The organism is Capsulimonas sp. (assembly GCF_039929585.1).
Lineage (GTDB): Bacteria > Armatimonadota > Armatimonadia > Armatimonadales > Capsulimonadaceae > Capsulimonas.
In genome coordinates this window covers 1-26,283 of sequence record NZ_JBDSQY010000020.1, presented here as the reverse complement: position 1 = coordinate 26,283, position 26,283 = coordinate 1, and the positions used below count along the sequence as shown (strand labels likewise).

Below are 26,283 nucleotides of genomic sequence, written 5' to 3'. Positions count from 1 at the left end.
CAAGGGAGGGGTCGGCCGAAGGCCGGGGGTGGGTCACCCGGAGGGTGGCGCGAAGCGACGGGGTGGGTCACGCAGGACGGTCACATAGGGGATAAGTCTCTACCGAGCCTTCTTATGCGCCTGCTCCCACCGGATCGCCCAGATCGAGCGCTGTCGCACGCGGGGCTTCCATGCTGGCCGCTTGGCGACGACGCGCTTCACTACAGGTTTGACAACTGGTTTCACCTTAGTTCCCACAGGTTTCATGACCGGCTTCGTCGTAGGCGCCACAGGCTTCGGTGTGACGGCGACCGGTTTTCGCGTAGGAGTGACAGTGGCCGGTTTCGGTGCGACCGGCTTCGGATGCACCGCAATGGGCGCTGTCGTGGCCGGAGCGGGCATTGGAGCAGTCATTGGCGGCGTTGTAGCGCTCGCCGTCGGCGGGGCGCTGTGCGCGGCGGCTTCGCGCTGTTTCGCCAGGGCTAATTGTTTGCGATCCCAATCGATCGCCCAGCGGTTGCGCTTGACCAGACGTCCGTTCTTCCAGGTGTAGGTGCGGACGGAATTGTTCTCACCCTCGCTGTCCGGGATCTGAGGCGCGTCGGGCTGAGGCGCAACGGCGTTCCCAGGCACGACGACCACATGGTGCGGCACGGTCGTCGGTTTGGCCGGAGGCGCGGTGACGGTCACGGCGGGCGTTGGCGTGGGGATGACCGCGATGGGCGTGGGCGGAGGTGTTTTGATTGTTGTCGGCGCCGCAGCGATCGGGTGCGTCGGAACCGGCGCTGGGATAGGAACTGGGACGCCGGGGTGTGGCGCCGGTGTGGCGGCCACGGGATGCGCGGCAGGTTTCGGCTTGGGGGCGCTTACCTGCGGCGTGGGGAGTATCGCGGTCGCTTCGACACTCGGCGTAGGGAGGGTGGGGATTAGACGCGCGTGGGGCCAATCCAGGGCGACTCGGACACCGAAGAGGCTGACGACGGCAAGCGTCGCGAGTACGTATCGCATGGTGGGGTTCGCGAACTCACCGGCGAGCACTGGGATCAGGCGCGACATGCCGCCGCCTATGAGCAGCGCGAAGATCGGCGCCAGCGGCGGCCAGGATTGTCCCGGCTGTACGTAGTAAAAGAGGGATTCCGCGGCGATGTAAAGAACTGTCCACACGATGAACGGCAGCCAGCGCTGACGACGCATCGGTTCGCCCAGCTCCGCCAGGAACGGCCAGAGGAACCATGCGAGCACGGCGTTGCCGCCCAGCATGGCCTGCTCGATGAGATAGGGATTGACGCCGATCATGAGCCGGGGCGGCGTGTAGCGCAGGCTGTAGGCCAGCAGTGCGCCCAGAGCTGTTGTAATGAGAAACAAGCCGATGGGGCGCCAGCGCAGACGTGAGTCGTCGTCCGGAGGCGGCATGCAGAGCAGGGCTGCCCCGAGCAACAGTCCATCGGGACGGATCACGGACGCCACCGCCGCGAGCAATGCGGCGGCGATCAGCTGCCCGCCCGCCATGGCGGCGAGCGCGCCGACCGAAAGAAGTGTGAAGATGGCGGTGGCGGGATGGCCGATCAAGCTGCCGCTGTAGGTAAGGCTGACCGCGAGCAGAACGCCGGCGATGACGCCAGTGGAGCGGTCGCGTGTTCGCCAGCCGATAAAGTAAAGTCCGGCGACTGTCGCGGCTGCGGCGAAAGGGCCAATGTCGCCCAAGGCGTCGCTGCCGAAGCGGATCACGGTGGCCGCCAGGCTCAGGATCGCGAGGGTCGTCAGCCATAATGTATCGACCGGGCGGAAGCGCGGACGCGGGGATCTCGGCGCAAACGCGCGGCGCGAAAAGCCGCGCGCGGGCATGGAGGAACCAGGGTGGCTGTTTTGTGTCATAATTGGGTCGTTCGAATAAAACCGGTCGCTTGCTTGCTTGAATGCGAGAAAAAACGCAAGCGCTTCAAAAATCATAACACAGGCGTCGGCGGAGTGTCAACAATTTTATGAAAGCTCTCATTCTTAGCGGCGGTCGTGGAACCCGTTTGCGGCCGATTACGCATACCAGCGCCAAGCAGTTGGTGCCGGTTGCGAACAAGCCAATTCTCTTTTACGCTATCGAAGCGATCAAAAACGCAGGCATTACGGACATCGGGATTATCGTTGGCGATACCCATGCCGAGATCCGAAAAGCGTGCGGCGACGGCGCGCAGTGGGGCGTACACATCACTTATCTTCCCCAGGACGCCCCGCTCGGCCTTGCGCACGCCGTCAAAATCTCCGAGGAATTCATGGCCGGCGAGCCGTTCGTCATGTATTTGGGCGACAATCTTGTCAAGGACGGCATTACTGCGCTGGTGGACGACTTCCGGGCCGAAGGGTATAATGCCCAAATCTTACTCGCGCACGTCAAGAACCCGACCGAGTTCGGAGTAGCCGAGCTCGATGGGGGGCGTGTCGTTCATTTGGTCGAAAAGCCCAAGGAGCCGAAAACAGACTTGGCGCTGGTGGGCGTTTATATGTTCGACGCCAGTATCTTCAAAGCCGTGAACAGCATCCAGCCATCGCCACGCGGCGAACTGGAAATCACGGACGCGATCCAGTATCTGATCGACAACGGCTACAAAGTCCATTCGCATGTCATCGGCTCCTGGTGGAAAGACACCGGGAAGCTGGACGACATGCTGGAAGCCAACCGGATCGTCCTGGATGGTTTGGAAGCGTACTGCGCGGGTGAAGTGGACGACGCTTCCAGCTTGCTGGGCAAGGTCCATGTCGGCAAGGGCGCTCGAATCATCAACTCCGTCGTGCGCGGCCCGGCGATCATTGGCGAGAATACGCTCGTCGAAAACGCGTATATCGGCCCATTTACCAGCGTCTACTATGGCTGCACGATTAAGAACTGCGAGATCGAGCATTCGATCGTGCTGGAAAAGAGCGAAATCGTCGATCTCGGCACACGCGTTGAGGACAGCCTGATCGGCAAGAACGTAAAAGTCGGTAGCACGACGCGCAAGCCGAAGGCGTATCGCTTTATGCTCGGAGACAATTCCGAGGTCAGTGTCATACAGTAGGGGCCTGCGTGACCCACCCCGTCGCTTCGCGCCACCCTCCGGGTGACCCACCCCCGGCCTTCGGCCGACCCCTCCCTTGAAGCAGGGAAGGGTGGGAAAGAGATTCTCGGACGAAAGCCGCTATCGACTTCGATCCTAACTACCCTTCCCAGCTTCAAGGGAGGGGTGGCCGAAGGCCGGGGTGGTAGAACATGGAAAGGGCGGAAAGCAGGCCCGCAAATTTCGACAGCAGGCGCTTTGGCGCATTCAGGAAGGAAACATCGATCGATGGCGGATCCAATCACCACGGCCTCCGGGCTGCAATATGAAGACATTACGGTCGGCGAGGGCGCGAGCCCGCAGGCCGGACAGACCGTCACCGTGCACTATACCGGCACACTGACCGACGGCTCTAAGTTCGACTCATCGCGCGACCGCGGCACGCCGTTCAATTTTAAGCTGGGCGTTGGTCAGGTCATCAAGGGCTGGGACGAAGGCGTTGCGACCATGCAGGTCGGCGGACGTCGCATCCTCACTGTTCCGGGCGACCTGGCGTACGGCCCTCGCGGATATCCCGGCGTGATCCCGCCCAACGCGACCCTGGTGTTCGACGTCGAACTGATCAGCTTCCAGTAAAGGCGGCGTCATGACCCTGGCCCCAAGCGACCTCGGTCCCGAGTTCCGGGACATGGTCACGACACAGCAATACGATCCTGCGCCCCGGATCGATGGGATTCGTCTCATCGATCTGCGGCTCATGTCCGACGATGGCGGCTCCTTCGCCGAACTCGTTCGTTTGGACGAAGAGGGAAACCTCGAAGGTGTCCCTGGCTTCAAAGTGCGGCAATCGTCCTATTCACTCATGCTGCCGGGCGCCATCAAGGCGTTTCATCTCCACTACAATCAGGAAGACGTCTGGTTTGTCCCTCCGACCGATCGGATCCTTGTCGGCCTGATCGATGCGCGTAAAGATTCTCCGTCCTATAACGTGCGCATGAGAATTGCGATGGGCGGCGGCAAAACGCAGCTGCTTTATATCCCGCGAGGCGTCGCGCACGGCGCCGCCAATCTCACGGCGCAGCCCGCTGTGATCTTCTATTACGTCAATCAGCATTTCTCGCTTGCCGACCCCGACGAGCGCCGCCTTCCATGGGACGCAGGCGGCAAGGATTTCTGGGAAATGACGCGAGGTTAGTCCATGTCCTTCCCCACCGTCTACTGGCCCGCCTGGGATTCCGACGCCACGTTCTTCCCAGGGGTGGAACTTCCTCCCGCCAGCGAAGGCCGCTTGTGGGCCGTGCTGACATTTGTTTTTTACGGCGCCAAGATCGTCCTTGCCGATATCACCGACCGGGGCTATTGCATTCCGTCAGGAAAGATCGAGGCGGGGGAGACGATCGTCGAAGCAGCGGAGCGTGAGATTTTTGAGGAAACCGGCGTACGATTGCGCGAGAACCGGCTGCGTCTGATTGGCTGTTACCTGCTGACGCCGCGCAGCGGCGCGAAGGCGGGGGAGGCGCGTTACTGCCCGGTGTTCGTGGCGGAAGCCGTCGGGTTCGAGCCGATCCCCGAAGGCTCGGAGTCGCGGGGCGTGTTCCTCGCCCAGATCGAAGACATCGCCGACCTCTACTTTTTCTGGGACGACCTCATGGCCGCCGTGTTCGAATATGCTGGCGAGCAGCACGAATATCTCATGCCCAGCGGCGTGGCGATGGCCTCGCTGACGGCGGAATAGCCCCTCACCCTCGGTCCCTCTCCCGGAGGAGAGGGATGTCCAATGGCAAGCGCCTAACGTGGATTCGCACAATGGTGAATGCTTCAGCTCTATCCTTGATAAAATTAAGATTTCCCACGTGAAACACGTTTTGGCCCCGACCTTTGGACATCCCTCTCCTCCGGGAGAGGGACCGAGGGTGAGGGCCTCTACTGCACCGAAGAAATCACCTGGCTCAATTCGCTGGGCGAGATATTTCCCACCAACACCAATTTTCGACCACCCTGTGCGCGCGTTATCGCACCGATGCGCTTGCCGCCGAACTTGGGGCCTATGGTCCCGTCGTCCACTACTTGGAAGAGGGAGATGACGCTGATGCCGTTGTTATAGCGCAGCACGATCATGCTCTTGCCTCGGAAATTCCCGACCGATGCCGCTTGGAACCGGTATCCCGGCGGCAGATACGTGGGCTGATGCGCGGAGAAACCAGCCTTCATCTCCGCTTCGCCGACCGTACGGAAGGGCTTGTCGGCGCTGAGCTGCTTGATCTGGGGATGCCGATTTTGTCCGGGAGCGTCAAACGCATCCGCCGAGATTGATGGACTGATCGCAATCGTTGTGAAGAACGACGACGAGCGGCGCTGTCCGGTGGCGTCGTACTGTTCGATCTTGAGCTGCGCGCCAGTCGCCGCGTCCACCCAGAGACGCCGCCAAGGGCTGGGCTGGCCATTGGCGGACTTGACGTCGATAATCGTACAGGGTCTGGAGGCAATCGTGTCCTGACCTTGAATGGTGACGGTCACTGCTCCGCGCTTGGCTTGTTCGATGACGGTATGGATCCGTTTGCGCAGGCGCTGCACGCGGGACGGTCCGACTTCCAGGATGTTGTTCTTTGGCCGGTAATGCCAGTAGGACTTGCCGTTGTCCACAATACTTTCACCCGCCAGCCGCTCCGGCCGCGTGTAATCGATACGAAACGCCTGATCGCCGTTGCGCAGCACATGCTGTTCCGACGAGATATCCAAGCCGTCGCGCGACACTGCGGTAATTTGCGTTCCCTCAAAGACAAGCGATGTCTCCGCCTGGAGCAGGCGCTGCAGCACCGCGATGGGCGCGGCCTCCGGCGTGCGGTGTGCGAAACGGCGCGGGCGGGGCGTCGGGGTATGACGTCCGGCCTGCGCGTCGGCGAGATTTGGCGCGAGCAGGATCAAGCCGCCGAGCATTGTGAAGGCAATTCGCGATGCACGGGTCAAAAGATGCGGATGTGTGACGGTCATTAGAAATTTGCTTCTTCGGAAAGACTGACGGCGCTCGGCGCAGCGGGCGCTTTCGAGTCGAACTGCTGCGAGAGGTTCTGTGCGGACCAGTCGTCGAGCGGCTGGGCCGAGACATCGGAGCGATGCTGCTCGATGCACTGGGCGACCATGGCTCCGTCATCGGTCTGCGCCTGAGGAGGCGTGATGGCTGGCGGCGCGATATGGGGTGAGAAGAACACGGCCACACCCATGGCGGCGGCCACGCCGCAAACCGCCAGGCCGGGGCGGAGCGCCTGCTGTGGCGTGAAGAAGAGATTGTCCAGCGCTCGTCTCCACGCGGGCTTCGCCGCTGCGACGCGCTGGGCCTCCGCGAGACGCGCCGCCAGAACAGTGTCGAAGGCGGCTGAGGTCTGCCGGCGCGGCAGTGCGGCGACGCCCTGGGAGATGACCTTCATTTCCTGAGCGAAGGTTCGGCACGAGGCGCATTCCGCGAGGTGGCTCTCCACTTGGCTGCTTTGCGCGGGGGGGAGAAGCCCGTCCGAATGCTCCGAGATCATCGGCCTGAAGTTTTTACACGGATTGCTCATGTTATTCCTGATTCAAATAATCGGACAGCCGTTTGCGCAGCTGCAGTCTGGCGTTGAAAAGGCGCGATTTCACGGTGCCGACCGGAATTTCTAGGACGCGCGCAATTTCTTCGTAAGACATTTCTTCTAAGTCGTAAAGGAGCACCACCGAGCGAAGCTTGTCCGGCAGATGCGTCAGCGCGATTTCGATCTGCGCCGACATTTCGCTGCTCGCCAAAAGCCGCTGCGGCTCGTAGGTCGCGTCCGGGACTTCGCGGTCCGGTCCCGCCCTTTCGCCGGTATCGTCCGTTTCATCTAAAGAATAGGCGATCGCCTGATGCTTTTTTCGCCTTCGGAAATGATCGATACAAAGATTGCTCGCGATCCGGAAGACCCAGGTATTCAAGCTCGACTGCTGCCGGAACGATCCCAGAGACTGGTACATCCGGATAAACACTTCTTGCGTGATGTCTTCGGCGTCGTCGTCGTTGCCCATCATGCGGCAGACGTAGTTATAGATCTTATTCTTGTAGCGTGCGACCACTTCCGCAAACGCGGCCTCGTCGCGGCGCCGGCAGCGTTCGATCAGCGTGGAGTCCGCAAACCCCGCGCGCATTACCTGAGCAGTCGCCATAGCGTTCCGTCTGTCCATCCGGTGATTAATCTGCCCTTTAAGACGCGCAGTGCGACACGATGTTCAAAAAAAACTGACGCACAGAATTGGGATTTTCGTATTGAAGCAGGAATATGGCGCCAGATGCTTGAAATTATACCGTATAATCATTAGACCCGGCGGCGAATGCCTGGCCCTCCATGGCTCCGGCCGCCTGAGGAAGTTTTGAAGACAGCAATGAACCGATCGATTTACGGAGGACAACCCATGACCACGGACAGCGGACGGCGATACACCGCCAACCGGCGTACGATTTCTCGCACAGCCGCGACACTGATCGCGACGGCTGCACTAGGCGCTTCGTTCGCCACGCAAGCCATGGCGGCGGCCGAGCACACTCTGGCCGGTATCCGTGTCTTCAGCACGTCGAGCGCGGTTTTGCGCAAATATGGCAGCCCGGATGAAGTGCGTGTCGGACAGCTGACGACCGGCGGAGCCCCGGCGGGCGGCGCCGCTGGAGCGGGAGGCCCTGGCGGCTATCCCGGCTCGGGCGGTCCCGGCCGAGGCGGCGCCAGCTACCCCGGCGCAGGCGGGGGCGGCGCGAGTTATCCCGGCGCAGGCGGTGAAAGCGGAGCCCCTGGCCAGCTTCCCGGTCTTCCCGGCGGCGATGGAGAATCGGGCAGCCCTACCGGCTATCCTGGCGCAGGCGGCCCTAGCGGCTACCCTGGTTCGGGTGGTCCTGGCGGCGGCTACCCCGGCGCGGGCGGCGGCGGCAGCCAGAGCGGCATGGCCGTGGCTCAGAGAAATAGCGTCACCTGGATTTACGATCGTCCCGACGGCGGCTCGCTGGAGTTCACCATGTCCTCCGACGGCCGTGTCGTACAGATCCACGCCTCCGGGTTCAAGGGCGCTGTCCGCACCGATAAGGGCGTGGCGCTGGGAATGAGCTTGGCGCAGGTCAACGCCAAGTATGGCTATCCGGAATCTCAGTTCATCACCGGTAAGATCCTGACGGAAACCTACACCGAGCGTTCGCACGCCGCCTTCCAGTTCTACAACGGAAAGCTGGTTGGTATTATCGTCGCGGCCGTCGAATAAAGTAAGATCGGCGGCGGGCTGGGAATTATGGCCGATCGAAGCGAGATCGACGATGTGCGCGCTCGGACCGACATCGTCTCGGTCGTCGAACAATATGTCACTCTGAAACGGGCGGGCAGGAACCTGAAAGGTCTCTGCCCGTTCCATAATGAGAAGTCGCCGTCGTTCCAGGTCAATCCGGATCTAGGCATCTGGCGGTGCTTTGGCCAATGCGGCGAAGGCGGCGACGTCATTAAGTTCGTGCAGAAGATCGAGAACCTCTCCTTTCAAGAAGCGCTGGAGCGATTGGCGCTCGCCGCCGGAGTCACCCTTTCACGCGGACAAAACCAGTATCATCACTCTGCTGAGCCCAGCGAGCGCGACCGAATATACAAGGTAAATGCGCTGGCGACTCGCTATTACCAGGATATGCTTAAGCGCTCGCCCGTGGCGCAGGAATATCTGGAGAAGCGCGGGATCGCCCACGCCGCTCAGGAAGCCTTTTTGATCGGCTTTGCCCCCGACAGCTGGGATGGTCTCGTCACGCACCTGGCGCAGCAGCGCGTGCCGGCGGCTGATGCGGAACTGGCGGGATTGGTTTCAAAATCGGATCGGGGTGGGTATTTTGACAAACTGCGAGGCCGTCTGATTTTCCCGATCTTAGATGTTCAGGAACGCCCTGTCGCGTTCGGTGGACGTTTGATCGAGGAAGCGAAGCCCGGACAGCCAAAATACTGGAACTCGCCGGAAACGCCGGCGTTCGTGAAGAGCCGCACACTGTACGGTTTGTGGCGTGCGCGCAAGGCGATTGCGGAGCGCGGTCAAGCGGTGATTGTCGAGGGCTACACAGACGTCGTGGCGGCCCACCAGGCCGGTTTCGAGAACGTGATTGCGACCCTGGGAACATCGCTCACCGAAGAGCATGTGAAAGTATTGGCGCGACTGGCCCAATCCGTGGTATTATCCTTTGACGCCGACTCCGCGGGACTACAAGCAGCGTTCCGTGCGGCGAAGATTTTTGAGGCTCAGGAAATCGAGGTCAAGGTTTTAAATCTCCCCGTTGGGGAGGATCCGGACAGCCTCTTGAAGGCCGGCCGGCGCCAGACATTTTTGGAAGCCGTGGAGCGCGCGGCGCCGATGATGGAGTATCGTATCCGCCAGCTCGTACAAACGATGCCCCATGATACTGACGCCGAGCGAGTGGCGCTGTTTCGGAAGGCGCTTCCGGTGCTTGCAAGCGTTACCAGCGTGATCGAGCGGGAGCCGTACATTCGTATACTCGCGCCTTACCATCCGCAGTACTCAAATGGGACAGCTTACGCGGAAGACCAGATTCGTGAGGACGTGAAGGCATACCAGAGCGGTCATGCGAACCCGGACGCCGCCGTGCAGCATGCGCCGCCCAGCGGTGAGACGAATGCGTACCGCCGTCCCACCGAACCGGCGGCGGGCCGCACCGGTGTCGCTGAGCGGCAACTGCTGCAAGCCCTGGTTTCCGGCGACCCGGAACTATCGCTGTACGTTTATGGTTCAATACGTCCGGAGGCTTTCGTCAATCCAGAGATGCAGGTAATCGCCGACAGGCTTTATGCGCAGTACGCCCGGACCGGATCATTTGACGCCGCCGTTCTGGTCGGAGAGTTGGAAGACGCGAACCAGCAGAACGTATTGACTGCCCTGTTGATGGGTGATAAGGCGCCGCTAAATTTGAAGGCGCTTGAGGACAGCGTCAGTCACCTCAAAAATAAAATCGATAATCTCGAACGCGATAAGCTTCGTGAGCGTATTAATAGTGGAAACGCGACTGCGGAAGATGTGAAGAAATTCCAGCTTCTGCATGGCAGGCTGAAGGGGACCGAGCGCGCCTTGGACGCCTAGGAATAGGGGAAGTACATGGCGCCGACAAAGGAAATTTGCGATGTGGCAACCGAGTCTGTGATGAGCAACGATTCGAAAATCTCCGGCAGCGACAATATCCAGCGACTGCTCAGCCAGGGCCGGCAAAACGGCGCCGTGACTTACGATGAGATCAGCGACGTCATGGGAAACCAGACGGAAGTCGGCGTTGACCAGCTCGAAGACGTTTTGCAGTTTCTCTCGGATGAGGGCGTGCAGGTCGTCAACAAAGCCAAGGAATACGCCTCCGCCGCCGGCGCTGAAGATGTCCGTCTGCGCGACGACAGCGCTTCTACCCTCGCCGACGCTGATGTCGCTGAGGAAGAGCTGTCCGCGATGGAGGGGATGCCCCTCGACGACTCCGTCCGAATGTGGCTGCGTGAGATCGGCCGCACCCATCTGCTGTCGCTCGAAGAAGAGATCCGACTCGCCAAGCGCATCGAGCGCGGTGACAACGAAGCCAAGGAAATTCTGACCCAGGCGAACTTACGTCTCGTTGTCTCAATCGCCAAACGGTACACGCTGCGCGGCATGTCCTTCCCCGATTTGATCCAGGAAGGCAACATTGGCCTGATCCGCGCCGTCGAGAAGTTCGATTACCGTAAGGGATATAAGTTCAGCACCTACGCTACCTGGTGGATCCGCCAGGCAATCACCCGCGCCATCGCCGACCAGGGCCGCACGATCCGCATCCCGGTCCATATGGTCGAGACGATCAATCGCCTCGTCAAGACGAGCGGCCAGCTCCTGCAAGAACTTGGTCGCGAGCCGACTTTGGAAGAACTGGGCAAGGAACTCGAACTCCCGATCGAGCGCGTCTCCGAAATTATTCGCATCGCCCCCGAACCGCTGTCGCTGGAAACGCCTATCGGCGAAGAGGAAGACAGTCACCTTTCGGACTTCCTTCAGGATAACGATTCTACGTCGCCCACGGAATCCGCGACGTTTGTCGTGCTCCGTGAGAAGATCGAGGAAGCGCTGGATCAGCTGACCACCCGCGAGCGCGACGTTCTTAAAATGCGCTTCGGTCTCGACGACGGCTACCCGCACACGCTGGAAGAAGTCGGCAAGCACTTCCAGGTGACCCGCGAGCGTATCCGTCAGATCGAGGCGAAGGCCCTCAAGAAACTGCGCCACCCGAACCGCTGCCGCCGGCTGCGGGATTATATTGAGTAGAGAGAAATGAGAAAGCGCCTTCGTCGAGAGACGGAGGCGCTTTTTTGGTGTTGTGCGGATGCCCGGAGATTGTCCCTCCGCCCCAATTCTGGGGGACCTGATTTCGGACAACGGCATTTTCAGCTCCCCCAGAATTGGGGCGGAGGGGCCATCCTAATCCTGTGGGAGCGGAGGGGCGAAACACCCACTCGAATTGGGTTGGAGGGGCGTTCTCATTTACTTCCCAGGATGGGGCTAACGCGGAATAGGCCTCTAATTCGCAAACTCATCCCGCGCCGCGCGCGTCATCAATTCTTCGACGGCCACCGCCGCCGACACGCCTTCATGGAGTACAGAATTGATCGCCGCGAAAACGGGTGTCTGGACTTGGTAACGACGACTGAGCACCTGGGCGGCGCGTGCGGTGGCGATGCCTTCGGCGGATTGGTGCAGCTCCCCTAAGATCTCTTCCACCGATTTGCGCTGGGCGAGGCCGAGTCCCACACGGTAGTTGCGCGAGAGGCGGGAGCCAGCGGTCGCCATGAGGTCGCCGACGCCGGAGAGGCCGAGGAAGGTGAGCGCCTTGCCGCCGGTGGCGACGCCGAGCTGGGTCATCTCGATCAGGCCGCGCGACATCAAAGCGGCTTTGGTGTTGTCGCCGAAGCCGAGGCCGTCCGAGATGCCGCCGCCGATGGCGAGCACATTCTTTAATGCGCCGCCCAGCTCTACACCCTTCACATCGGTGTTGGTGTAGACGCGGAAGCTGCGCTCGGTCATCAGCATTTCCTGTGCGCCGCGGGCGATCTGCGGGTCGTAGCTCGCGACTACGGTCGCGGTCGGGACGCCGCGCGAAAGTTCTACGGCGAGGTTGGGGCCGGAGAGCACGGCCAGCCCGGCGTAGGGGATGTCGCTGAGCAGCGTGCTGATCTGCTCGGAAGTCGTGAAACCGGTATCGGCTTCCAGCCCTTTACAGGCGCTGAGGACGCTGGCGCGCGGATGGAGAAACTCGGCGGCGTCGGAAACGACAGCGCGCACGCCATCGGAGGCCACAGCGACGATCACCCATTGCGCGTCGTGCACGGCTTCCTTCATGGACGCGGTGGGAAACACCGTCTCGCCCAGAGGTGTGTTCGGCAGATACTTTGGATTGCGTCCCTGGGCCTTGATCGCCTCGATCAGCTCGCTGTCGCGGTCCCACAGGGCGACATGGTATCCCTTGCCGCCGATAAGATACGCCAGCGCGCTGCCCCAGCTGCCGGCGCCCAGAATGGCGATTCGCTCTTGTTCCATCTTGATTTTACTCCCCGTTAACTTTGCGCGGCGCACGGCGATTGCCGGCGCGGGGCGCCGCGCTTATTATAGCGGAAAGGCGGGTGGGGGTGCAAGAGAGCAATGCGAGGCAGGACAAAACAGGGCGCCGAGAAAATATTATATTAATTTCCACAGGGGCTCTTGACATTGCGGTTCTACTATGGTAGCATGTACGTTCGTGCGTTGGCACAGGAGGTCTAGGTTTGAAAGAGATTCAGCACACTACAAAGCAAACTGCCCACGTAGTGGATGTCCCCAACCTCGTTGAACTTCAACTCGATTCCTACCGTTGGTTCCTGGAAGAGGGACTGAAAGAGCTATTCGAGAGTTTTTCCCCGATTACAGATTTTACCGGCAATCATTCCATTGAGCTCGTTGCGTTCTCCCTGGGTGAGCCGAAGTATGACATTAATGAATGCCGTGCGCGTGACGTCACGCTCGAGTCGCCGATCAAGGCTCGGGTGCGTTTGTCGTCGAGCGGCAGCGAGGTAATTGAAAGCGAAGTTTACCTGGGCGATCTTCCGCTCATGACGGACAAGGGAACGTTCGTCATCAACGGCGCCGAGCGCGTCGTCGTCTCTCAGCTGGCCCGCTCGCCCGGCGTGTATTTCAAGGATACCCTTGACTTCTCCGGTCGCCAGCTCTACTTTGCCACGATCATCCCCAGCGAAGGCGCCTGGGTGGACGTGGAGACGGACGCGTCGGACGCGATCACCGTGCGCATCGGACAGACGCGTAAGTTCCCGATCACGACGCTTCTGCGGGCGCTGAATCTCTTCCCGATCGCTTCGCCCGACGGCGTGCGCGAAGTTCCGTGGAAGGAACTGAGCGGCAAGCTGCTGGCGTCGCCGATCGTCGATCAAGATACGGGCGAAGTTCTGCTCGAAGCCGGCGTGACCGTCGGCGTGCAGGAGATGCGTAAGATTGAGAAGGCTGCTCTTCCTGAGTTCTTCGAAGTCGAGCTGCCGTCGACCCCCTGCGACTCGACCACGGACATCCTGAAGCTCTTCGCCGAGCCGGAAATGATCCTGCACCCGAGCCGTGAAACGATCTTCAACAAGTTCCTGACCGATCTGGAAGTGCTGGAGTTCGATGACGACGGCAAGCCCGTTCTCAACGACGACGGCTCGCCCCGCAACAGCCGCCCGCGCAAGCGGTCGCCGTATGCAGGCCAGGACATTCAGGATGCTTCGGGTAAGGCGATCGTCAAGGCCTACGAGAAGATCGACAAGGAAGCCGCGCGTAAGATCGAGGCACTGGGTCTGGACTCACTGGAAATCGTCTACATCAATAACTATATTGTTGCGACGCTCGACCAGGAAGGCACCGCCGTCTACAGCAAGGAAACGGCGCTGATCGATATCTACCGGAAGATCCGTCCGGGCGATCCGGCCACGCCGGAATCCGCGCGCTCGCTGATCAACTCGATCTTCTTTGATTCGCGCCGCTACGACCTCGCGAAGGTCGGACGGCACAAGATGAACAAGAAGCTGAAGCTGTCCCTGCCGCTCAGCATCCGCAACATCACCAAGGAAGACGTGATCGCGATCATGCGCTACGTCGTCACCCTTTCCCTGGGCGACGGTACGGTAGACGACATCGACCACTTGGAAAACAAGCGCGTCCGCTCCATCGGCGAACTTCTTTATTCGCAGCTTCGCCTCGGCTTCCTCCGCATGGAGAAAGTCGCCAAGGAGCGTATGACGAGCCTGGACAGCGAGAACATTCTGCCGCAGGTCATCTTGAGCGTCAAGCCGATCTCGGCGTCGATCAAGTCGTTCTTCGGTTCTTCGCAGCTGTCCCAGTTCATGGACCAAACGAACCCGCTCGCCGAACTGACGCACAAGCGTCGTCTTTCGGCGCTCGGACCGGGCGGTTTGAGCCGGCAGTCCGCGAAGCTCGAAGTCCGCGATGTTCACCACTCGCACTACGGCCGTATCTGCCCGATCGAGACGCCGGAAGGACCGAACATCGGTCTAATCGGAAGCCTCGCGGTGCATGCCCGTGTCGACCAGTTCGGGTTTATTGAAACTCCGTACCGTCGCGTCATCGGCGGCAAGGTCACGAACGATCTGGACTGGCTGCCCGCCGACGGCGAGCACCACTTCAAGATCGCTCCGGCAAGCGTGCGTTTGAATCCGGACAACACGTATGTGGAGGCCCTGGTCCAGGTCCGTAACCAGAACCAGTACCCGCTGATCAAGGCGACCGAAATCGACTACATGGACGTTTCGCCGCAGCAGATCGTTTCTGTCGCGACTGCCATGATCCCGTTCCTGGAGAACGATGACGCCAACCGCGCGCTGATGGGCTCGAACATGCAGCGCCAGGCCGTCCCGACCCTGCGTCCGGATGCGCCTGTCTGTAAGACGGGTATGGAGCGCCGCGCTGCGGTCGACTCCGGCGCCGTCATCGTCGCTCTGCGCTCGGGTATCGTCAAGCGCGTCACCGCCGAGGAGATCGTCGTGATCGCCGAGGAAGACGGCGGCGAGGATACGTATCGTCTGCTGAACATGCTTCGATCCAACCAAGCGACTTGTATCACGCAGCGTCCGATCGTGAGTAACGGTCAGCGCGTTCGCGACGGTCAGGTCATGGCGGACGGTCCGTGCACCGATCAGGGCGAGCTGGCCCTCGGACAGAACGTGCTCGTCTCGTTCGTTCCGTGGAACGGCTACAACTTCGAGGACGCCATTCTTCTTTCGCAGCGTCTGGTCCGCGACGACGTCTTCACCTCGATCCACATCGAGAAGTATGAAGTCGAAGCCCGCGACACGAAGCTGGGACCGGAAGAGATCACGCGCGACATTCCGAATGTCGGTGAGGACGCTCTGAAGGACCTGGACGAGAACGGCATCATTCGCATCGGCGCTGAAGTTCGCCCCGAGGATATTCTCGTCGGCCGCGTTGCTCCGAAGGGGCAGGGCGAACTGACGGCGGAAGAGCGGTTGATCATCGCGATCTTCGGCAAGAAGGCGGAAGAAACCCGCGACGTCTCGCTGCGCGTTCCGCACGGCGAAAAGGGCAAGATTGTCGACGTCAAGGTCTTCTCTCGCTTCAAGTACAAGGACAAGAAGGGCCGCGTCTTCAACTTCTCGAAGCGGCCGGATAGCCTGCACTCGGAAGATTGGGACGGAGAGCTGGAGCGGCTGCCCGGAGACGAGCTGTCCGCCGGCGTCAATATGCTGGTCCGTGTCTATATCGCCCAAAAGCGAAAGGTCATGGAAGGCGACAAGATGGCGGGACGCCACGGTAACAAGGGCGTCATCTCCAAGATCCTTCCGCAGGAAGACATGCCGTTCCTTCCGGACGGCACGCCGGTGGACATCGTTCTGAACCCGCTTGGCGTTCCGGGACGTATGAACATCGGACAGATCCTGGAAACGCACTTGGGTCTGGTCGGAAAAGCGATGGGCTGTTCGTTCGTCAATCCGATCTTTGAAAGCGCGACGGAAAGCGAGATCCTGAACGACATTGGCGATTACGCCGAGATGCTGCGCAACGATAAGCTGCGCACATATGTCGAGAAGGAGCTTCGGCTCGATCTGGAAGCCACGAAGAAGGACAAGGTTGAGGTGCTGCTCGAGAAGCTGCTCGCCAAGCTTGGAACTTTGGATGCGGTTCGCCTGGAGCGGATCGCCGCGCATGTCGGCGCTGAGCCGGCCGTGATGCTGCCCGAGGACTACGACGGCGATATGTCGTCCCTCGATAGCGACGAAGAGACGGGCGAAATCCAGCTGACGAAGATCGAAGGTTACGACCTGAACTCGATCGTCGAGAAGATCAAGACCAACGTCTGGCGCCGCAGCGGCATCATCGAGGAATCGGCGAAGTCGTGGGTGCGTGACGGTCTGAGCGGAGATTTCTTCACTCACCCGGTCACCATCGGCCAGATCTACATGCTGAAGCTCGCTCACCTTGTCGACGACAAGATCCACGCGCGTTCGACCGGTCCGTACTCGCTCGTTACCCAGCAGCCGCTGGGAGGCAAGGCGCAGTTTGGCGGCCAGCGCTTCGGAGAGATGGAAGTGTGGGCGCTGGAAGCTTACGGCGCGGCGTACACGCTTCAGGAAATCCTGACGATCAAGTCGGACGACGTTCTGGGCCGCGTCAAGACCTACGAATCCATCGTCAAGGGCGATGCGATGCTGGAGCCCGGCGTTCCGGAATCGTTCAAGATTCTGGTCAACGAGCTTCAGTCGCTTGGCTTGAAGGTGGCTGTCGAAGACGATCAGGAGCACGAGATCGACCTGAAGGACAAAGAAGAAGACTACGGCGACAGCGAAGGACGCGGCCGTGGACTGCGCCCGAGACTCCCTCGCGCCGAAGCCGAAGCGGAAGCTTTGTTCGGCGGCTAGTTCTGAAATCGCTCCCGCGACCTAATCGCGGGAGCAAAAACGAGAGATCTGATTTCCGGCAACCCATAATCCTGCCGGGGAGCCTTCCGTCCCTTCTGGGGCGGAAGGTTTTCCTGGTGAACGCCTTGCTTTCCCGTAATGGCCGCAGGAGAGTAAGGATGTTGAGTCGTCGCTGCTTGGTTCCCATACCGAGGGCACGGCGGAGCCGCCGGAATTGTCTGCATCGGCTGTTTGGAGAATTGAAATAATATGACGGATGCCAGCGCATTTGATAAAATTCGTATCGGAATTGCGTCCCCCGCCGAAATTCGCGCCTGGTCCTACGGCGAAGTGAAGAAGCCGGAGACCATCAACTACCGCACCTTTAAGCCGGAGCGCGACGGTCTCTTCTGCGAACGTATCTTCGGACCCGTCAAGGACTGGGAGTGCCACTGCGGCCGTTATAAGAAGGTCAAGTTCAAGGGAATCATCTGCGACCGCTGCGGCGTTGAAGTCACGCGGTCCAAAGTTCGCCGCGAGCGCATGGGCCACATCGAGCTTGCCGCGCCCGTCTGCCACATTTGGTATCTCAAGGGCGTTCCTTCGCCGCTCTCGCTGCTGCTGGACATCTCCCCGCGGCCGCTGGAGAAAGTGCTTTACTTCGCTTCCTATATCGTGACCTACGTCGATCGCGGACGCATCAACAATGAGATGTCCGAGTATCGGGCGGCTCTGGACGAGAAGATCCGTGAGTCGGAAGAGCAGCGTGACCTGGACATTGAAGAAGCCCGCATCGAAGCCGGTCGCGAGATCAAGTCGCACGAAGAAGGCGCCGAGCCCGAACCCGTTTCGCAGATGATCATCAACGATGAAGGCGAGCTGGTGGAAAGCGATGTTCTGATCGAGCCGCCCGCCATTGAGATCTGGGACGCACCGCGCATCAAGGATCGCAACAAGCATCTTGACGAAGAGATCAAGGATATTGAGAAGGACTCCGCCGAGTCCATCCAGTCCCTGCGCGATGCGCTGACCCTGCTGGACGAAAAAGTCGAGAAGCGTATGCTTCTGGCCGAAGATGACTACCGGAAGCTGGAATCGCTGCTGGACGTTCTGAGCGAGAAGCTCGACCGCGATATGGGCGAAGTCGTCCGCGCCGGTCTTGGCGGCGCCGCCGTCAAGGAACTTCTGGCCGAGATCGACCTGGAGAAGCTGGCCCGCGAGCTGCGCCACGAGATCACGCAGACCCAGGGCCCGAAGCGCGCCCGCGCCATCAAGCGTCTGGAAGTGTCCGAGGCGTTCATCACGTCCAAGTCGCGTCCGGAGTGGATGATCCTGGACGCCGTCCCGGTCATCTCGCCCGAGCTTCGCCCGATGGTGCAGCTCGACGGCGGACGCTTCGCCACGTCCGACCTGAATGACCTGTACCGCCGCATCATCAACCGCAACAACCGCCTGAAGAAAATCACGGAGATCCGGGCGCCTGAGAGCATCGTCAACCACGAAAAGCGCCTGCTGCAGGAAGCGGTCGACGCGCTGATCGACAATGGACGCCGCACGCGCCCGGTCGTCGGCTCGAACAACCGGCCCCTCAAGTCGCTCTCGGACATGCTCAAGGGTAAGGAAGGCCGCTTCCGAAAGAACCTTCTCGGAAAGCGCGTCGACTACTCGGGACGCTCCGTTATCGTTGTCGGCCCGCGCCTGCTTCTGCACCAGTGCGGTCTGCCCAAGGAAATGGCGATCGAACTCTTCAAGCCGTTCGTGATGAAGGCTCTCGTGGAGCGCAACTACACGAGCAACATCAAGACGGCCAAGCGCATGATCGACAAGCTGAAGCCCGAAGTCTGGGACGCCCTGGAAGATGTTATTCGCGAGCATCCGGTTCTTCTGAACCGCGCTCCGACCCTGCACCGCCTTGGGATTCAGGCGTTCGAGCCCGTGCTCGTGGACGGCAAGGCCATCCAGGTTCACCCGCTCGTCTGCCACGCGTTCAACGCTGACTTCGACGGCGACCAGATGGCCGTCCACGTGCCGCTTTCGGCGAGCGCTCAGGCGGAAGCCCGTATCCTGATGCTGTCCACGCATAACCTGTTCTCGCCCGCCGACGGCCGACCGATCGTCGCGCCGGCGCAGGACATGGTTCTGGGCTGCTACTACATGACGATGATGCGTCCCGGCGAACCGACGAAGCCCTTCTTCGCCAGCGCCGAGGAAGCCGCTCTCGCATTCGACACGCAGACCATTGGGATGCAGGAGCCGATCGACTGCTACCTGAAGCAGGGCGACGACGAGCATCGCACCTTGACACGCACGACCATAGGCAGGATCTTGTTCAGCAACATCCTGCCGACCAACATGCGCTATGTCAACAAGCTGATGAACAAGAAGGGCCTTGGCGAGCTGATTGCGCGCTGCCACCGCACCAACGGCGACGAGCGCACGATCATCCTTCTGGACGAACTCAAGGCGCTTGGTTTCCGTGAGGCGACCAAGGCGGGTATGACTGTGGCCATTACGGACATGGACGTTCCCGAGAAGCGCAACGAGATCCTGAAGCACACGGAAGAGGAAGTCAAGAAGCTCAACCGCAACTATCAGCGCGGCCTGATCACCTCCGGCGAGCGCAAAGAGCGCGTGCTGGAAGCGTGGCAGAAGGCGGCAAAGGATGTCGGCGAAGCGATCTTTGAGAATATCGATCCGCTGAACCCGATCTTCATGTTCACCGACTCCAGCGCCCGCGGCACCCGAGGCCAGATCACTCAGCTGAGCGGCATGCGCGGCGTTATGTCCGACCCGTTCGGCAACATGATCGAAGACCTCCCCGTGAAGTCCAACTTCCACGAAGGCCTTTCGACCCTGGAGTACTTCGTTTCGACGCACGGCGCCCGTAAGGGTCTGGCGGACACCGCGCTTCGCACGGCGGACGCTGGCTACCTGACGCGACGCCTGGTGGACGTCTCGCAGGAAGTGATCGTTCGCGACGCCGACTGCAACACGGAGATGGGGATCTACGTCGAAGAGATCCGCGACAGCAACGAAGTCATCGAGCCGCTCAACCAGCGCATCTATGGCCGCTTCGCCCTGGTGGACATCGCCTATCCGGCGGGCCACGCGCAGGCCGGTGAGATCATTGTCGCCAAGGGCGACCTGGTCACCGAAAGCCTGGCGCGCCAGATCGAGGAGACCGGGCTGAAGCGCGTAGGCGTCCGCAGCCCGTTCACCTGCGAACTGCGCATGGGCATCTGCGCCAAGTGCTACGGTCTGGACCTGGCGAACTCCAAGCTGGTCGAACCGGGAGTCGCGGTGGGAATCATCGCCGCGCAGTCCATCGGCGAGCCGGGAACGCAGCTGACGATGCGCACCTTCCACACGGGAGGCATCGCGCAGAAACAGCTGGTAGGAGTTGCAAACGTTCGGCAGCGCAAGCAGGAAGCCCTGAAAGAGCTGCACAACGACATCGCCAGCGGTATCGTCAACATCGACAGCCAGAAGGACGAGAACGAGAAGGTTCCCGGAGCGGCCACGGTCGACCGAGAGCGCGTTCGCGCCGTCCAGGCGGTTCTTAAGGTTCTTGAGGACCAAGTCGGTGGTCTGCTTCGCGTTGTCGAGCTTTTCGAGGCTCGAAAGCCGAAGGGACAGGCGATTGTCACCGAGTACGCCGGCGAAGTCGCCGACATCGAGATGAAGGGTCTGCGCAAGGTCATCATCCATCACACCGTGCAGCTCGACGAGGGCTCCACCGTGGGCCTGAACGGCGAGAAGCTGGGCGTGGATGTGTATCTGGGCTCCGTGGACACCGAGGGCATGACCGCCGCCGCCGCAAAGCGCGCTGCGGAGATTCCTGAAAATCTGACGGCCGGCACCGAGCTGACCGAAAAGATGATCAAGAAGATGCGCGAAGTGGGCATCACCGGCGTCAAGATCCGCAAGGAGATCATGGTGCCGTATCGCGGTACGCTCCAGGTGAAGACCGGCGATATCGTTGAGGCGGGTGACCGCTTGACGGAAGGTCCGCTCGATCCGCAGAAGGTCCTGGAACTCCAGGGCATCCGCGGCGTGCAGAACTACGTCGTCCGTGAGATCCAGTCTGTCTACAAGTCTCAGGGCGTTGATATCAACGACAAGCACATCGAAGTCATCGCGCGTCAGATGCTGCGCAAGCGCAAGATCAAATCGCAGGGCGACTCCGAGTTCCTGCCCGGCCAGATGGTGGACAAGTTCGAGTTCGAGGACACGAACACCGCCATCATCGAGCGTGAGACGCCCGGAACGGAAGCGACGGCCGACTGGCTGCTTCTTGGTATTACCGAGGCCAGCTTGGCGACCGACAGCTTCCTGTCGGCGGCGAGCTTCCAGAAGACGACCCGTGTCCTGACCGAAGCCGCCGTGCGCGGTAAGAAGGACTCGCTGGTCGGCCTGAAGGAAAACGTCATCATCGGACGTCTGATCCCGGCCGGTACGGGCCTGCCCCAATACCGCAACCTGGAGCCGCTTCTGGAAGGCATGGACGCAGCGTCCAAGCCCGTCGGTCGCGGTAATGGCCGAGGCGGAACCGCCGTCCTCGACCAGGAGACAACGCTGAACGACGACGACCTCGCCGTGATCCGCGAAGCCACCGGCACTAGCGGCGACAGCCTCTCGCTCCTCGCCGAGCGCGAAGCCCTCGGCGGCGACTCCGACGCCCCGACCATCGACAACGACTCTGAATCCGCGATCTAAATCGCAGAGTTAAGACAAACAAAAAGCCGCCCCCGCGAAAGCAGGGGCGGCTTTTCTTCATATTCGGTGGAGGGTGACGCTATGAAAAGTTACGGTTGCGACTTAATTCAGCCTGATCTGAGTATGTTGGGAGAGCCAATAAATTCTGATATTGCCACTCGATGCCTCGCTGTTTTGTACGATAAGATCAGAGAGTTAACGCCTGTTCCTGATGGGGTCATTTTTGAACTAATGCCAATCTGCCTGTGGGGAGGCGTACAGCCTGCTATAGGTTTGTACACTGATACCGAGGCAACGGATGTTGGCGACACATTAAAGTTAGCGCATGCAATTGACAGACGGCTCTCTGACTACATAAATGAAATTGGCGTTGATGCTCTTATCGAACTCGCCAATACCAAAACGGTAACCTGGGCAGAACTACGAGGAGACGAGGTCTTCACCTATGAAGGCCATCGCTGGTGGGATCCTACTGACATAAGATAAGCTCTATCCTGAAAAAAGCTGTGAGATGGCGATTGTGAGTTCTGGGGCAAACAACGAAGAAACATTCTCTTCTTGGGTCGCCGTTATAACACTCTGGTAGCCAAGCTCATTTACGGGAGTACGGTAAACTACTAGCTGCCGTTCTAGCAAATTGACAATCCAATATTCGGGGATGCTTGCTTCAGCGTAGAGTGCTGCTCTGAAATCATAATCGCGCGCCAGCCTCCCATCGTCAATTTCAACTACCAGACAAGTGTCGTTTGCGGTTGGATGTTGGGCGCTGTAATTCAAAACATTACCTAGGGCGACAACAATATCAGGCTCTGGCTCAGTAAAATTGTTCAATATGAGCGGCGAGCGCGAAGAAACATAATAATCGTTTCTATAAATCGCATGCAATGCTTTGCGAGTGAGATGGACGCACCCATAGTAGCCACGACTAAAGGAGCCGATTCTTTCAATAATAACTCCGTCAATCAACTCCCAATGCTCTTCAGGACCGAAGATGCCGCACTCGGCCATCTTGTAATACTCATCGCGACTCCATCTGCGAGGTCGTACGATAGGGTAGGGTTTCTCTGAATGGTTGCTTTGAGTTACGAATCCCGTCATAATATGAGTCCTCCCGCGACTCGGATAGCCTCATTATATTGCAGAGTGCAGAAAATACGTGAATCATCGACTATTTTGTACAGACTCAGACAAAAGCTTGACAAGCAAGTACCTCGGCAGTATAATACTAAGGTTCGTCTCGAAGAAGTGCGTTGACCGTTACTCGGTTCGCTGAGTCTTTGTTTGCGAGGGGGCCTTTTTCGGAAGCTGCTGCTGATTTGATCAGAATGCTTCCATGTGCTTTGACCGACAATTTGTCGATCGTCATGAGTGTGTGCCCCGTGTCGCCGATTCGAAAGAATATCGCCGGCATCGGGGTGTTTTTGTGCCTCTGCTTTGAGACATCATTTTCGTAAACGACCTTATTAAACCGCCTCGCGAAAGGATTGCTAACGCAATGCCGACAATTAGCCAGCTAGTCCGCAAGGGACGCAAGCGCGTCATCAAGAAGAGCAAAGCGCCCGCAATGAAGGGTAATCCGCAGAAGCGCGGAGTATGCCTCGTCGTTCGAACCGTTTCTCCCAAGAAGCCGAACTCCGCGCTGCGCAAAATCGCTCGTGTCCGTCTGACCGGCTCCGGCCGCAAGAACCCCGGCACGGAAGTCACCGCTTACATCCCGGGCATCGGTCACAACCTTCAGGAACACAGCGTTGTCCTGATCCGTGGCGGCCGCGTCAAGGACCTTCCCGGCGTCCGCTACCACATCGTTCGTGGCACGCTGGACACCCAGGGCACCAAGGACCGCAAGAGCAGCCGCTCCAAGTACGGCACCAAGCGCCCGAAGGCAGTCGTGAAGAAGTAGTTTCTGTCCGTTTTTTTTAGTTGTATTTGTATTAGGAGAAGAGTTCATGCCTCGTAAAGGACCTGCAAAGAAGCGTGCGATCACCCCAGACCCCGTCTATCACAACCGCCTGGTGACGCGCTTCGTCAATCGGATGATGTTGAGTGGAAAGAAGAGCGTCTCGGAGACGATCTTTTATAGCGCCCTGGAGCAGATCGAGAGCCGCTCAGCGGGTCGCAAGGGGATCGAAGTCTTCGAGCAAGCCGTGCGCAATGTAATGCCGCAGGTCGAAGTCAAGCCGCGCCGCGTCGGCGGCGCCACCTACCAGGTGCCGATGGAAATCCGCACCGACCGCAAGCTGTCCCTGGCTCTTCGATGGCTCGTCGCCGCCGCCCGCAAGCGCAGCGGTAAGACTATGATCGAACGGCTCGCTTCCGAGCTCAACGACGCCGCCAATAATAGCGGCGCTGCGGTGCGCCAGCGTGAAGAGAAGCATAAGATGGCGGATGCGAACAAGGCGTTCGCTCACTACCGCTTCTAAGCTCGCGGCGACGCGTATTTGGTTTCTGACATATGGATAACGCCGGCCTTCTGGCCGGCGAGGTAACTGCATTGGCACGCGAATATACTTTAGAGAAAACACGAAATATCGGAATTGCCGCGCATATTGACGCCGGCAAGACCACATGTACCGAGCGCATTCTCTTCTTCACCGGCCGAACTTACAAGATCGGTGAAGTACACGAAGGCGCTGCGACCATGGACTGGATGGAGCAGGAGCAGGAGCGCGGCATCACGATCACGTCCGCCGCGACGACTTGTTTCTGGGACAACCACCGCATCAACATCATCGACACGCCCGGACACGTGGACTTCACCGTCGAAGTTGAGCGATCCCTGCGCGTCCTGGACGGCGTGGTTGCGCTGTTTGACGCCGTTGCCGGTGTCCAGCCGCAGTCCGAGACCGTTTGGCGACAGGCCACGAAGTATCGTGTCCCGCGCATGTGCTTCGTCAATAAGATGGACCGCACCGGCGCCGACTTCTTCTTCGCCGCCGGTACGATCGTTGATCGCCTCGGCGCCAACATCGTGATCCTTCAGGTTCCGATCGGCTCTGAAGTCGGCTTCAAGGGCGTCATCGATCTTGTCGAGAACAAAGCCATCATCTACCCAACGGATGATGGTAAGGATCCCGAAGTCGGCGATGTCCCGGAAGAGATGCAGGAACTCGTCGCGGAATACCGCGCAAAGATGATTGAGAAGGTCGCCGAGTGCGACGAGGCTCTCATCGAGAAGTTCCTGATGGAAGAGCCGATCACCATCGACGAGCTGAAGGCTGCGATCCGCAAGGGTACGCTTGAACTGAAGATCGTTCCGGTGCTGTGTGGCTCCGCTTATAAGAACAAGGGCATCCAGCCGCTGCTGGACGCGATCGTGGCTTACCTTCCTTCGCCTATTGATGTTGGCGCCGTCCCGGCGATCGACCCCGATACCGAGGAAGAGACCAGCCGCGAGCCGTCGGACAGTGAGCCCTTTGCGGCCCTGGCCTTCAAGTTGATGAACGACCAGCATGTCGGTAACCTGACGTTCTTCCGCGTTTACTCCGGTACGCTGACGAAGGGCTCCTATGTTTACAATGTGAACAAGGGCAAGCGCGAGCGAATTTCGCGCATCCTTCGAATGCACGCCAACAAGCGCGAAGAAGTCGATGAGGTTTTCGCCGGTGATATCGCCGCCGCTGTCGGCCTTCAGCTGACGACGACCGGTGACACGCTGGCCGACGAGAAGAAGCCCGTCCTCCTGGAAGCGATCACCTTCCCCGAGCCGGTTATCTCGATCTCGATCGAACCGAAGACCAAAGCCGACCAGGAAAAGATGGGCCTTGCTCTGCAGCGCCTGTCCGCGGAAGACCCGACCCTGCGCGTCTCGACAGACCAAGACTCCGGTCAGGTCATCCTGGCGGGTATGGGTGAGCTTCACCTGGACATCATCACGGACCGTATGCGTCGTGAGTTCAAAGTCGAGTCTAACCAGGGCCGGCCGCAGGTTGCTTACAAAGAGACCGTCAAGAAGGAAGCTTCCGGACGCGTTCCCTTCAAGCGCCAGTCGGGTGGTAAGGGTATGTACGGCGACTGCGAAATCGTGGTCATGCCGCAGGAACCGGGCCTCGGCTTCGAGTTCGTCAACAAGACCGTTGGCGGATCGATCCCGAAGGAATTCATCAACCCGATCCAGGCCGGTGTCAAGGAAGCCATGGAAAGCGGCGTTATCGCCGGCTACCCGATGGTAGACATCAAGGTCCTGGTGACGGACGGTTCTTTCCACGAAGTCGACTCTTCGGAAATGGCGTTTAAGATCGCCGGATCCATGAGCTTCAAGGAAGCGTGCCGCAAGGCTACTCCCGTTATCAAGGAGCCGATCATGGGCGTGGAAGTCATCACGCCGGATCAGTTCTTGGGCAGCGTCGTCGGCGACCTTAACTCTCGCCGAGGCATCATCGAGGGTCAGGAACAGAGCTATGGCGGCACCGTCATTATCAAGGCTAAGGTTCCTCTCGCGGAGATGTTTGGATATGTCACGACACTGCGCTCGATGACCCAGGGCCGCGCGACTTCGACCATGGAGCCCTCGCACTACGCGGAGGTTCCGCGCAATGTCGCTGAAGAACTGATGGCGAAGGCCGCCGGTAAGCTTCAGACCCGACAGCAGTAATTCACCGCCGGCGCGTGTGTGTTAAAACCACGCGCCGGTCTCA

19 protein-coding genes are annotated in these 26,283 nt (G+C 59.9%); 13 read left to right on the top strand and 6 right to left on the bottom strand.

Annotation, left to right across the window (positions count from 1 at the left end; translation table 11 throughout):
- Positions 1-99: 99 nt before the first annotated feature.
- Positions 100-1,854, bottom strand: a complete 1,755-nt coding sequence (locus tag ABIZ35_RS00950; protein WP_348217999.1) for a hypothetical protein — start codon at positions 1,852-1,854, stop codon at positions 100-102.
- Between the two features lie 107 nt (positions 1,855-1,961).
- Between ABIZ35_RS00950 and ABIZ35_RS00945 the strand changes: the two genes are divergently transcribed.
- The 4 genes from ABIZ35_RS00945 to ABIZ35_RS00930 all read left to right on the top strand — a co-directional run bounded on the left by ABIZ35_RS00945 (position 1,962) and on the right by ABIZ35_RS00930 (position 4,743).
- A complete protein-coding gene (locus ABIZ35_RS00945; RefSeq protein WP_348217998.1) occupies positions 1,962-3,029 on the top strand; it encodes a glucose-1-phosphate thymidylyltransferase in 1,068 nt (355 codons plus the stop codon).
- A gap of 165 nt (positions 3,030-3,194) precedes the next feature.
- Positions 3,195-3,644 (top strand): FKBP-type peptidyl-prolyl cis-trans isomerase, encoded by a 450-nt coding sequence (locus ABIZ35_RS00940; RefSeq protein WP_348218001.1) that lies wholly within the window; start codon positions 3,195-3,197, stop codon positions 3,642-3,644.
- A 10-nt stretch (positions 3,645-3,654) separates the two neighbouring features.
- A complete protein-coding gene (locus ABIZ35_RS00935) occupies positions 3,655-4,203 on the top strand; it encodes a dTDP-4-dehydrorhamnose 3,5-epimerase family protein (protein WP_348217997.1) in 549 nt (182 codons plus the stop codon).
- A gap of 3 nt (positions 4,204-4,206) precedes the next feature.
- Positions 4,207-4,743 (top strand): NUDIX domain-containing protein, encoded by a 537-nt coding sequence (locus ABIZ35_RS00930; protein WP_348217996.1) that lies wholly within the window; start codon positions 4,207-4,209, stop codon positions 4,741-4,743.
- A gap of 188 nt (positions 4,744-4,931) precedes the next feature.
- On the opposite strand, the gene ABIZ35_RS00925 is transcribed toward ABIZ35_RS00930, so the two are convergent.
- From ABIZ35_RS00925 to ABIZ35_RS00915, 3 genes are read right to left on the bottom strand one after another with little or no spacing between them, the layout of a single operon-like run.
- Complete coding sequence (locus ABIZ35_RS00925; protein ID WP_348217995.1) at positions 4,932-5,999, bottom strand: sigma-E factor regulatory protein RseB domain-containing protein; 1,068 nt, start codon at positions 5,997-5,999, stop codon at positions 4,932-4,934.
- The gene (locus ABIZ35_RS00920) at positions 5,999-6,565 is read right to left on the bottom strand and encodes a zf-HC2 domain-containing protein (protein ID WP_348217994.1); all 567 of its coding nucleotides are present in this window, start codon (positions 6,563-6,565) and stop codon (positions 5,999-6,001) included. Before ABIZ35_RS00920 ends, ABIZ35_RS00925 begins: the two co-directional genes overlap by 1 nt.
- Position 6,566: 1 nt before the next feature.
- On the bottom strand, positions 6,567-7,178 hold the full coding sequence (locus tag ABIZ35_RS00915) for a sigma-70 family RNA polymerase sigma factor (RefSeq protein WP_348217993.1): 612 nt from the start codon (positions 7,176-7,178) through the stop codon (positions 6,567-6,569).
- A gap of 216 nt (positions 7,179-7,394) precedes the next feature.
- Here ABIZ35_RS00915 and ABIZ35_RS00910 point away from each other — a divergent pair, with 216 nt between their 5' ends.
- Genes ABIZ35_RS00910 through rpoD form a run of 3 tightly spaced genes read left to right on the top strand, consistent with a single transcriptional unit; the run spans position 7,395 to position 11,306 of the window.
- Positions 7,395-8,255 (top strand): hypothetical protein, encoded by an 861-nt coding sequence (locus tag ABIZ35_RS00910; protein WP_348217992.1) that lies wholly within the window; start codon positions 7,395-7,397, stop codon positions 8,253-8,255.
- 27 nt (positions 8,256-8,282) lie between these two features.
- A complete protein-coding gene (dnaG, locus tag ABIZ35_RS00905; RefSeq protein WP_348217991.1) occupies positions 8,283-10,112 on the top strand; it encodes a DNA primase in 1,830 nt (609 codons plus the stop codon).
- Between the two features lie 60 nt (positions 10,113-10,172).
- Entirely contained in the window at positions 10,173-11,306 is a 1,134-nt protein-coding gene (gene rpoD / locus ABIZ35_RS00900) for an RNA polymerase sigma factor RpoD (protein WP_348218000.1), read from the top strand.
- Between the two features lie 252 nt (positions 11,307-11,558).
- On the opposite strand, the gene ABIZ35_RS00895 is transcribed toward rpoD, so the two are convergent.
- Positions 11,559-12,575, bottom strand: coding sequence for an NAD(P)H-dependent glycerol-3-phosphate dehydrogenase (locus tag ABIZ35_RS00895; protein WP_348217990.1), 1,017 nt, complete (start codon positions 12,573-12,575; stop codon positions 11,559-11,561).
- A gap of 224 nt (positions 12,576-12,799) precedes the next feature.
- Between ABIZ35_RS00895 and rpoB the strand changes: the two genes are divergently transcribed.
- The 3 genes from rpoB (at position 12,800) to ABIZ35_RS00880 (ending at position 22,135) form a co-directional block, all read left to right on the top strand.
- A complete protein-coding gene (gene rpoB / locus ABIZ35_RS00890) occupies positions 12,800-16,954 on the top strand; it encodes a DNA-directed RNA polymerase subunit beta (RefSeq protein WP_348217989.1) in 4,155 nt (1,384 codons plus the stop codon).
- 249 nt (positions 16,955-17,203) lie between these two features.
- Entirely contained in the window at positions 17,204-21,649 is a 4,446-nt protein-coding gene (gene rpoC / locus ABIZ35_RS00885; RefSeq protein WP_348217988.1) for a DNA-directed RNA polymerase subunit beta', read from the top strand.
- A gap of 81 nt (positions 21,650-21,730) precedes the next feature.
- Positions 21,731-22,135, top strand: a complete 405-nt coding sequence (locus ABIZ35_RS00880) for a hypothetical protein (RefSeq protein WP_348217987.1) — start codon at positions 21,731-21,733, stop codon at positions 22,133-22,135.
- A gap of 3 nt (positions 22,136-22,138) precedes the next feature.
- On the opposite strand, the gene ABIZ35_RS00875 is transcribed toward ABIZ35_RS00880, so the two are convergent.
- Positions 22,139-22,747, bottom strand: a complete 609-nt coding sequence (locus ABIZ35_RS00875) for a Uma2 family endonuclease (protein WP_348217986.1) — start codon at positions 22,745-22,747, stop codon at positions 22,139-22,141.
- A 397-nt stretch (positions 22,748-23,144) separates the two neighbouring features.
- Here ABIZ35_RS00875 and rpsL point away from each other — a divergent pair, with 397 nt between their 5' ends.
- From rpsL to fusA, 3 genes are all read left to right on the top strand, one after another.
- On the top strand, positions 23,145-23,549 hold the full coding sequence (gene rpsL, locus ABIZ35_RS00870; RefSeq protein ID WP_119322404.1) for a 30S ribosomal protein S12: 405 nt from the start codon (positions 23,145-23,147) through the stop codon (positions 23,547-23,549).
- 46 nt (positions 23,550-23,595) lie between these two features.
- Complete coding sequence (rpsG, locus tag ABIZ35_RS00865) at positions 23,596-24,069, top strand: 30S ribosomal protein S7 (protein ID WP_348217985.1); 474 nt, start codon at positions 23,596-23,598, stop codon at positions 24,067-24,069.
- Positions 24,070-24,140: 71 nt separating this feature from the next.
- Positions 24,141-26,240, top strand: coding sequence for an elongation factor G (gene fusA, locus ABIZ35_RS00860; RefSeq protein WP_348217984.1), 2,100 nt, complete (start codon positions 24,141-24,143; stop codon positions 26,238-26,240).
- The last annotated feature ends 43 nt before the right edge of the window (positions 26,241-26,283 follow it).

Coding starts and splice junctions, on each gene's coding strand:
- ABIZ35_RS00950 (WP_348217999.1), bottom strand. CDS start 1,854: ATGACACAAAACAGCCACCCTGGTTCCTCCATGCCCGCGCGCGGCTTT.
- ABIZ35_RS00945 (WP_348217998.1), top strand. CDS start 1,962: ATGAAAGCTCTCATTCTTAGCGGCGGTCGTGGAACCCGTTTGCGGCCG.
- ABIZ35_RS00935 (WP_348217997.1), top strand. CDS start 3,655: ATGACCCTGGCCCCAAGCGACCTCGGTCCCGAGTTCCGGGACATGGTC.
- ABIZ35_RS00930 (WP_348217996.1), top strand. CDS start 4,207: ATGTCCTTCCCCACCGTCTACTGGCCCGCCTGGGATTCCGACGCCACG.
- ABIZ35_RS00925 (WP_348217995.1), bottom strand. CDS start 5,999: ATGACCGTCACACATCCGCATCTTTTGACCCGTGCATCGCGAATTGCC.
- ABIZ35_RS00920 (WP_348217994.1), bottom strand. CDS start 6,565: ATGAGCAATCCGTGTAAAAACTTCAGGCCGATGATCTCGGAGCATTCG.
- ABIZ35_RS00915 (WP_348217993.1), bottom strand. CDS start 7,178: ATGGCGACTGCTCAGGTAATGCGCGCGGGGTTTGCGGACTCCACGCTG.
- ABIZ35_RS00910 (WP_348217992.1), top strand. CDS start 7,395: ATGAACCGATCGATTTACGGAGGACAACCCATGACCACGGACAGCGGA.
- dnaG (WP_348217991.1), top strand. CDS start 8,283: ATGGCCGATCGAAGCGAGATCGACGATGTGCGCGCTCGGACCGACATC.
- rpoD (WP_348218000.1), top strand. CDS start 10,173: ATGAGCAACGATTCGAAAATCTCCGGCAGCGACAATATCCAGCGACTG.
- ABIZ35_RS00895 (WP_348217990.1), bottom strand. CDS start 12,575: ATGGAACAAGAGCGAATCGCCATTCTGGGCGCCGGCAGCTGGGGCAGC.
- rpoC (WP_348217988.1), top strand. CDS start 17,204: ATGACGGATGCCAGCGCATTTGATAAAATTCGTATCGGAATTGCGTCC.
- ABIZ35_RS00880 (WP_348217987.1), top strand. CDS start 21,731: ATGAAAAGTTACGGTTGCGACTTAATTCAGCCTGATCTGAGTATGTTG.
- ABIZ35_RS00875 (WP_348217986.1), bottom strand. CDS start 22,747: ATGACGGGATTCGTAACTCAAAGCAACCATTCAGAGAAACCCTACCCT.
- rpsL (WP_119322404.1), top strand. CDS start 23,145: ATGCCGACAATTAGCCAGCTAGTCCGCAAGGGACGCAAGCGCGTCATC.
- rpsG (WP_348217985.1), top strand. CDS start 23,596: ATGCCTCGTAAAGGACCTGCAAAGAAGCGTGCGATCACCCCAGACCCC.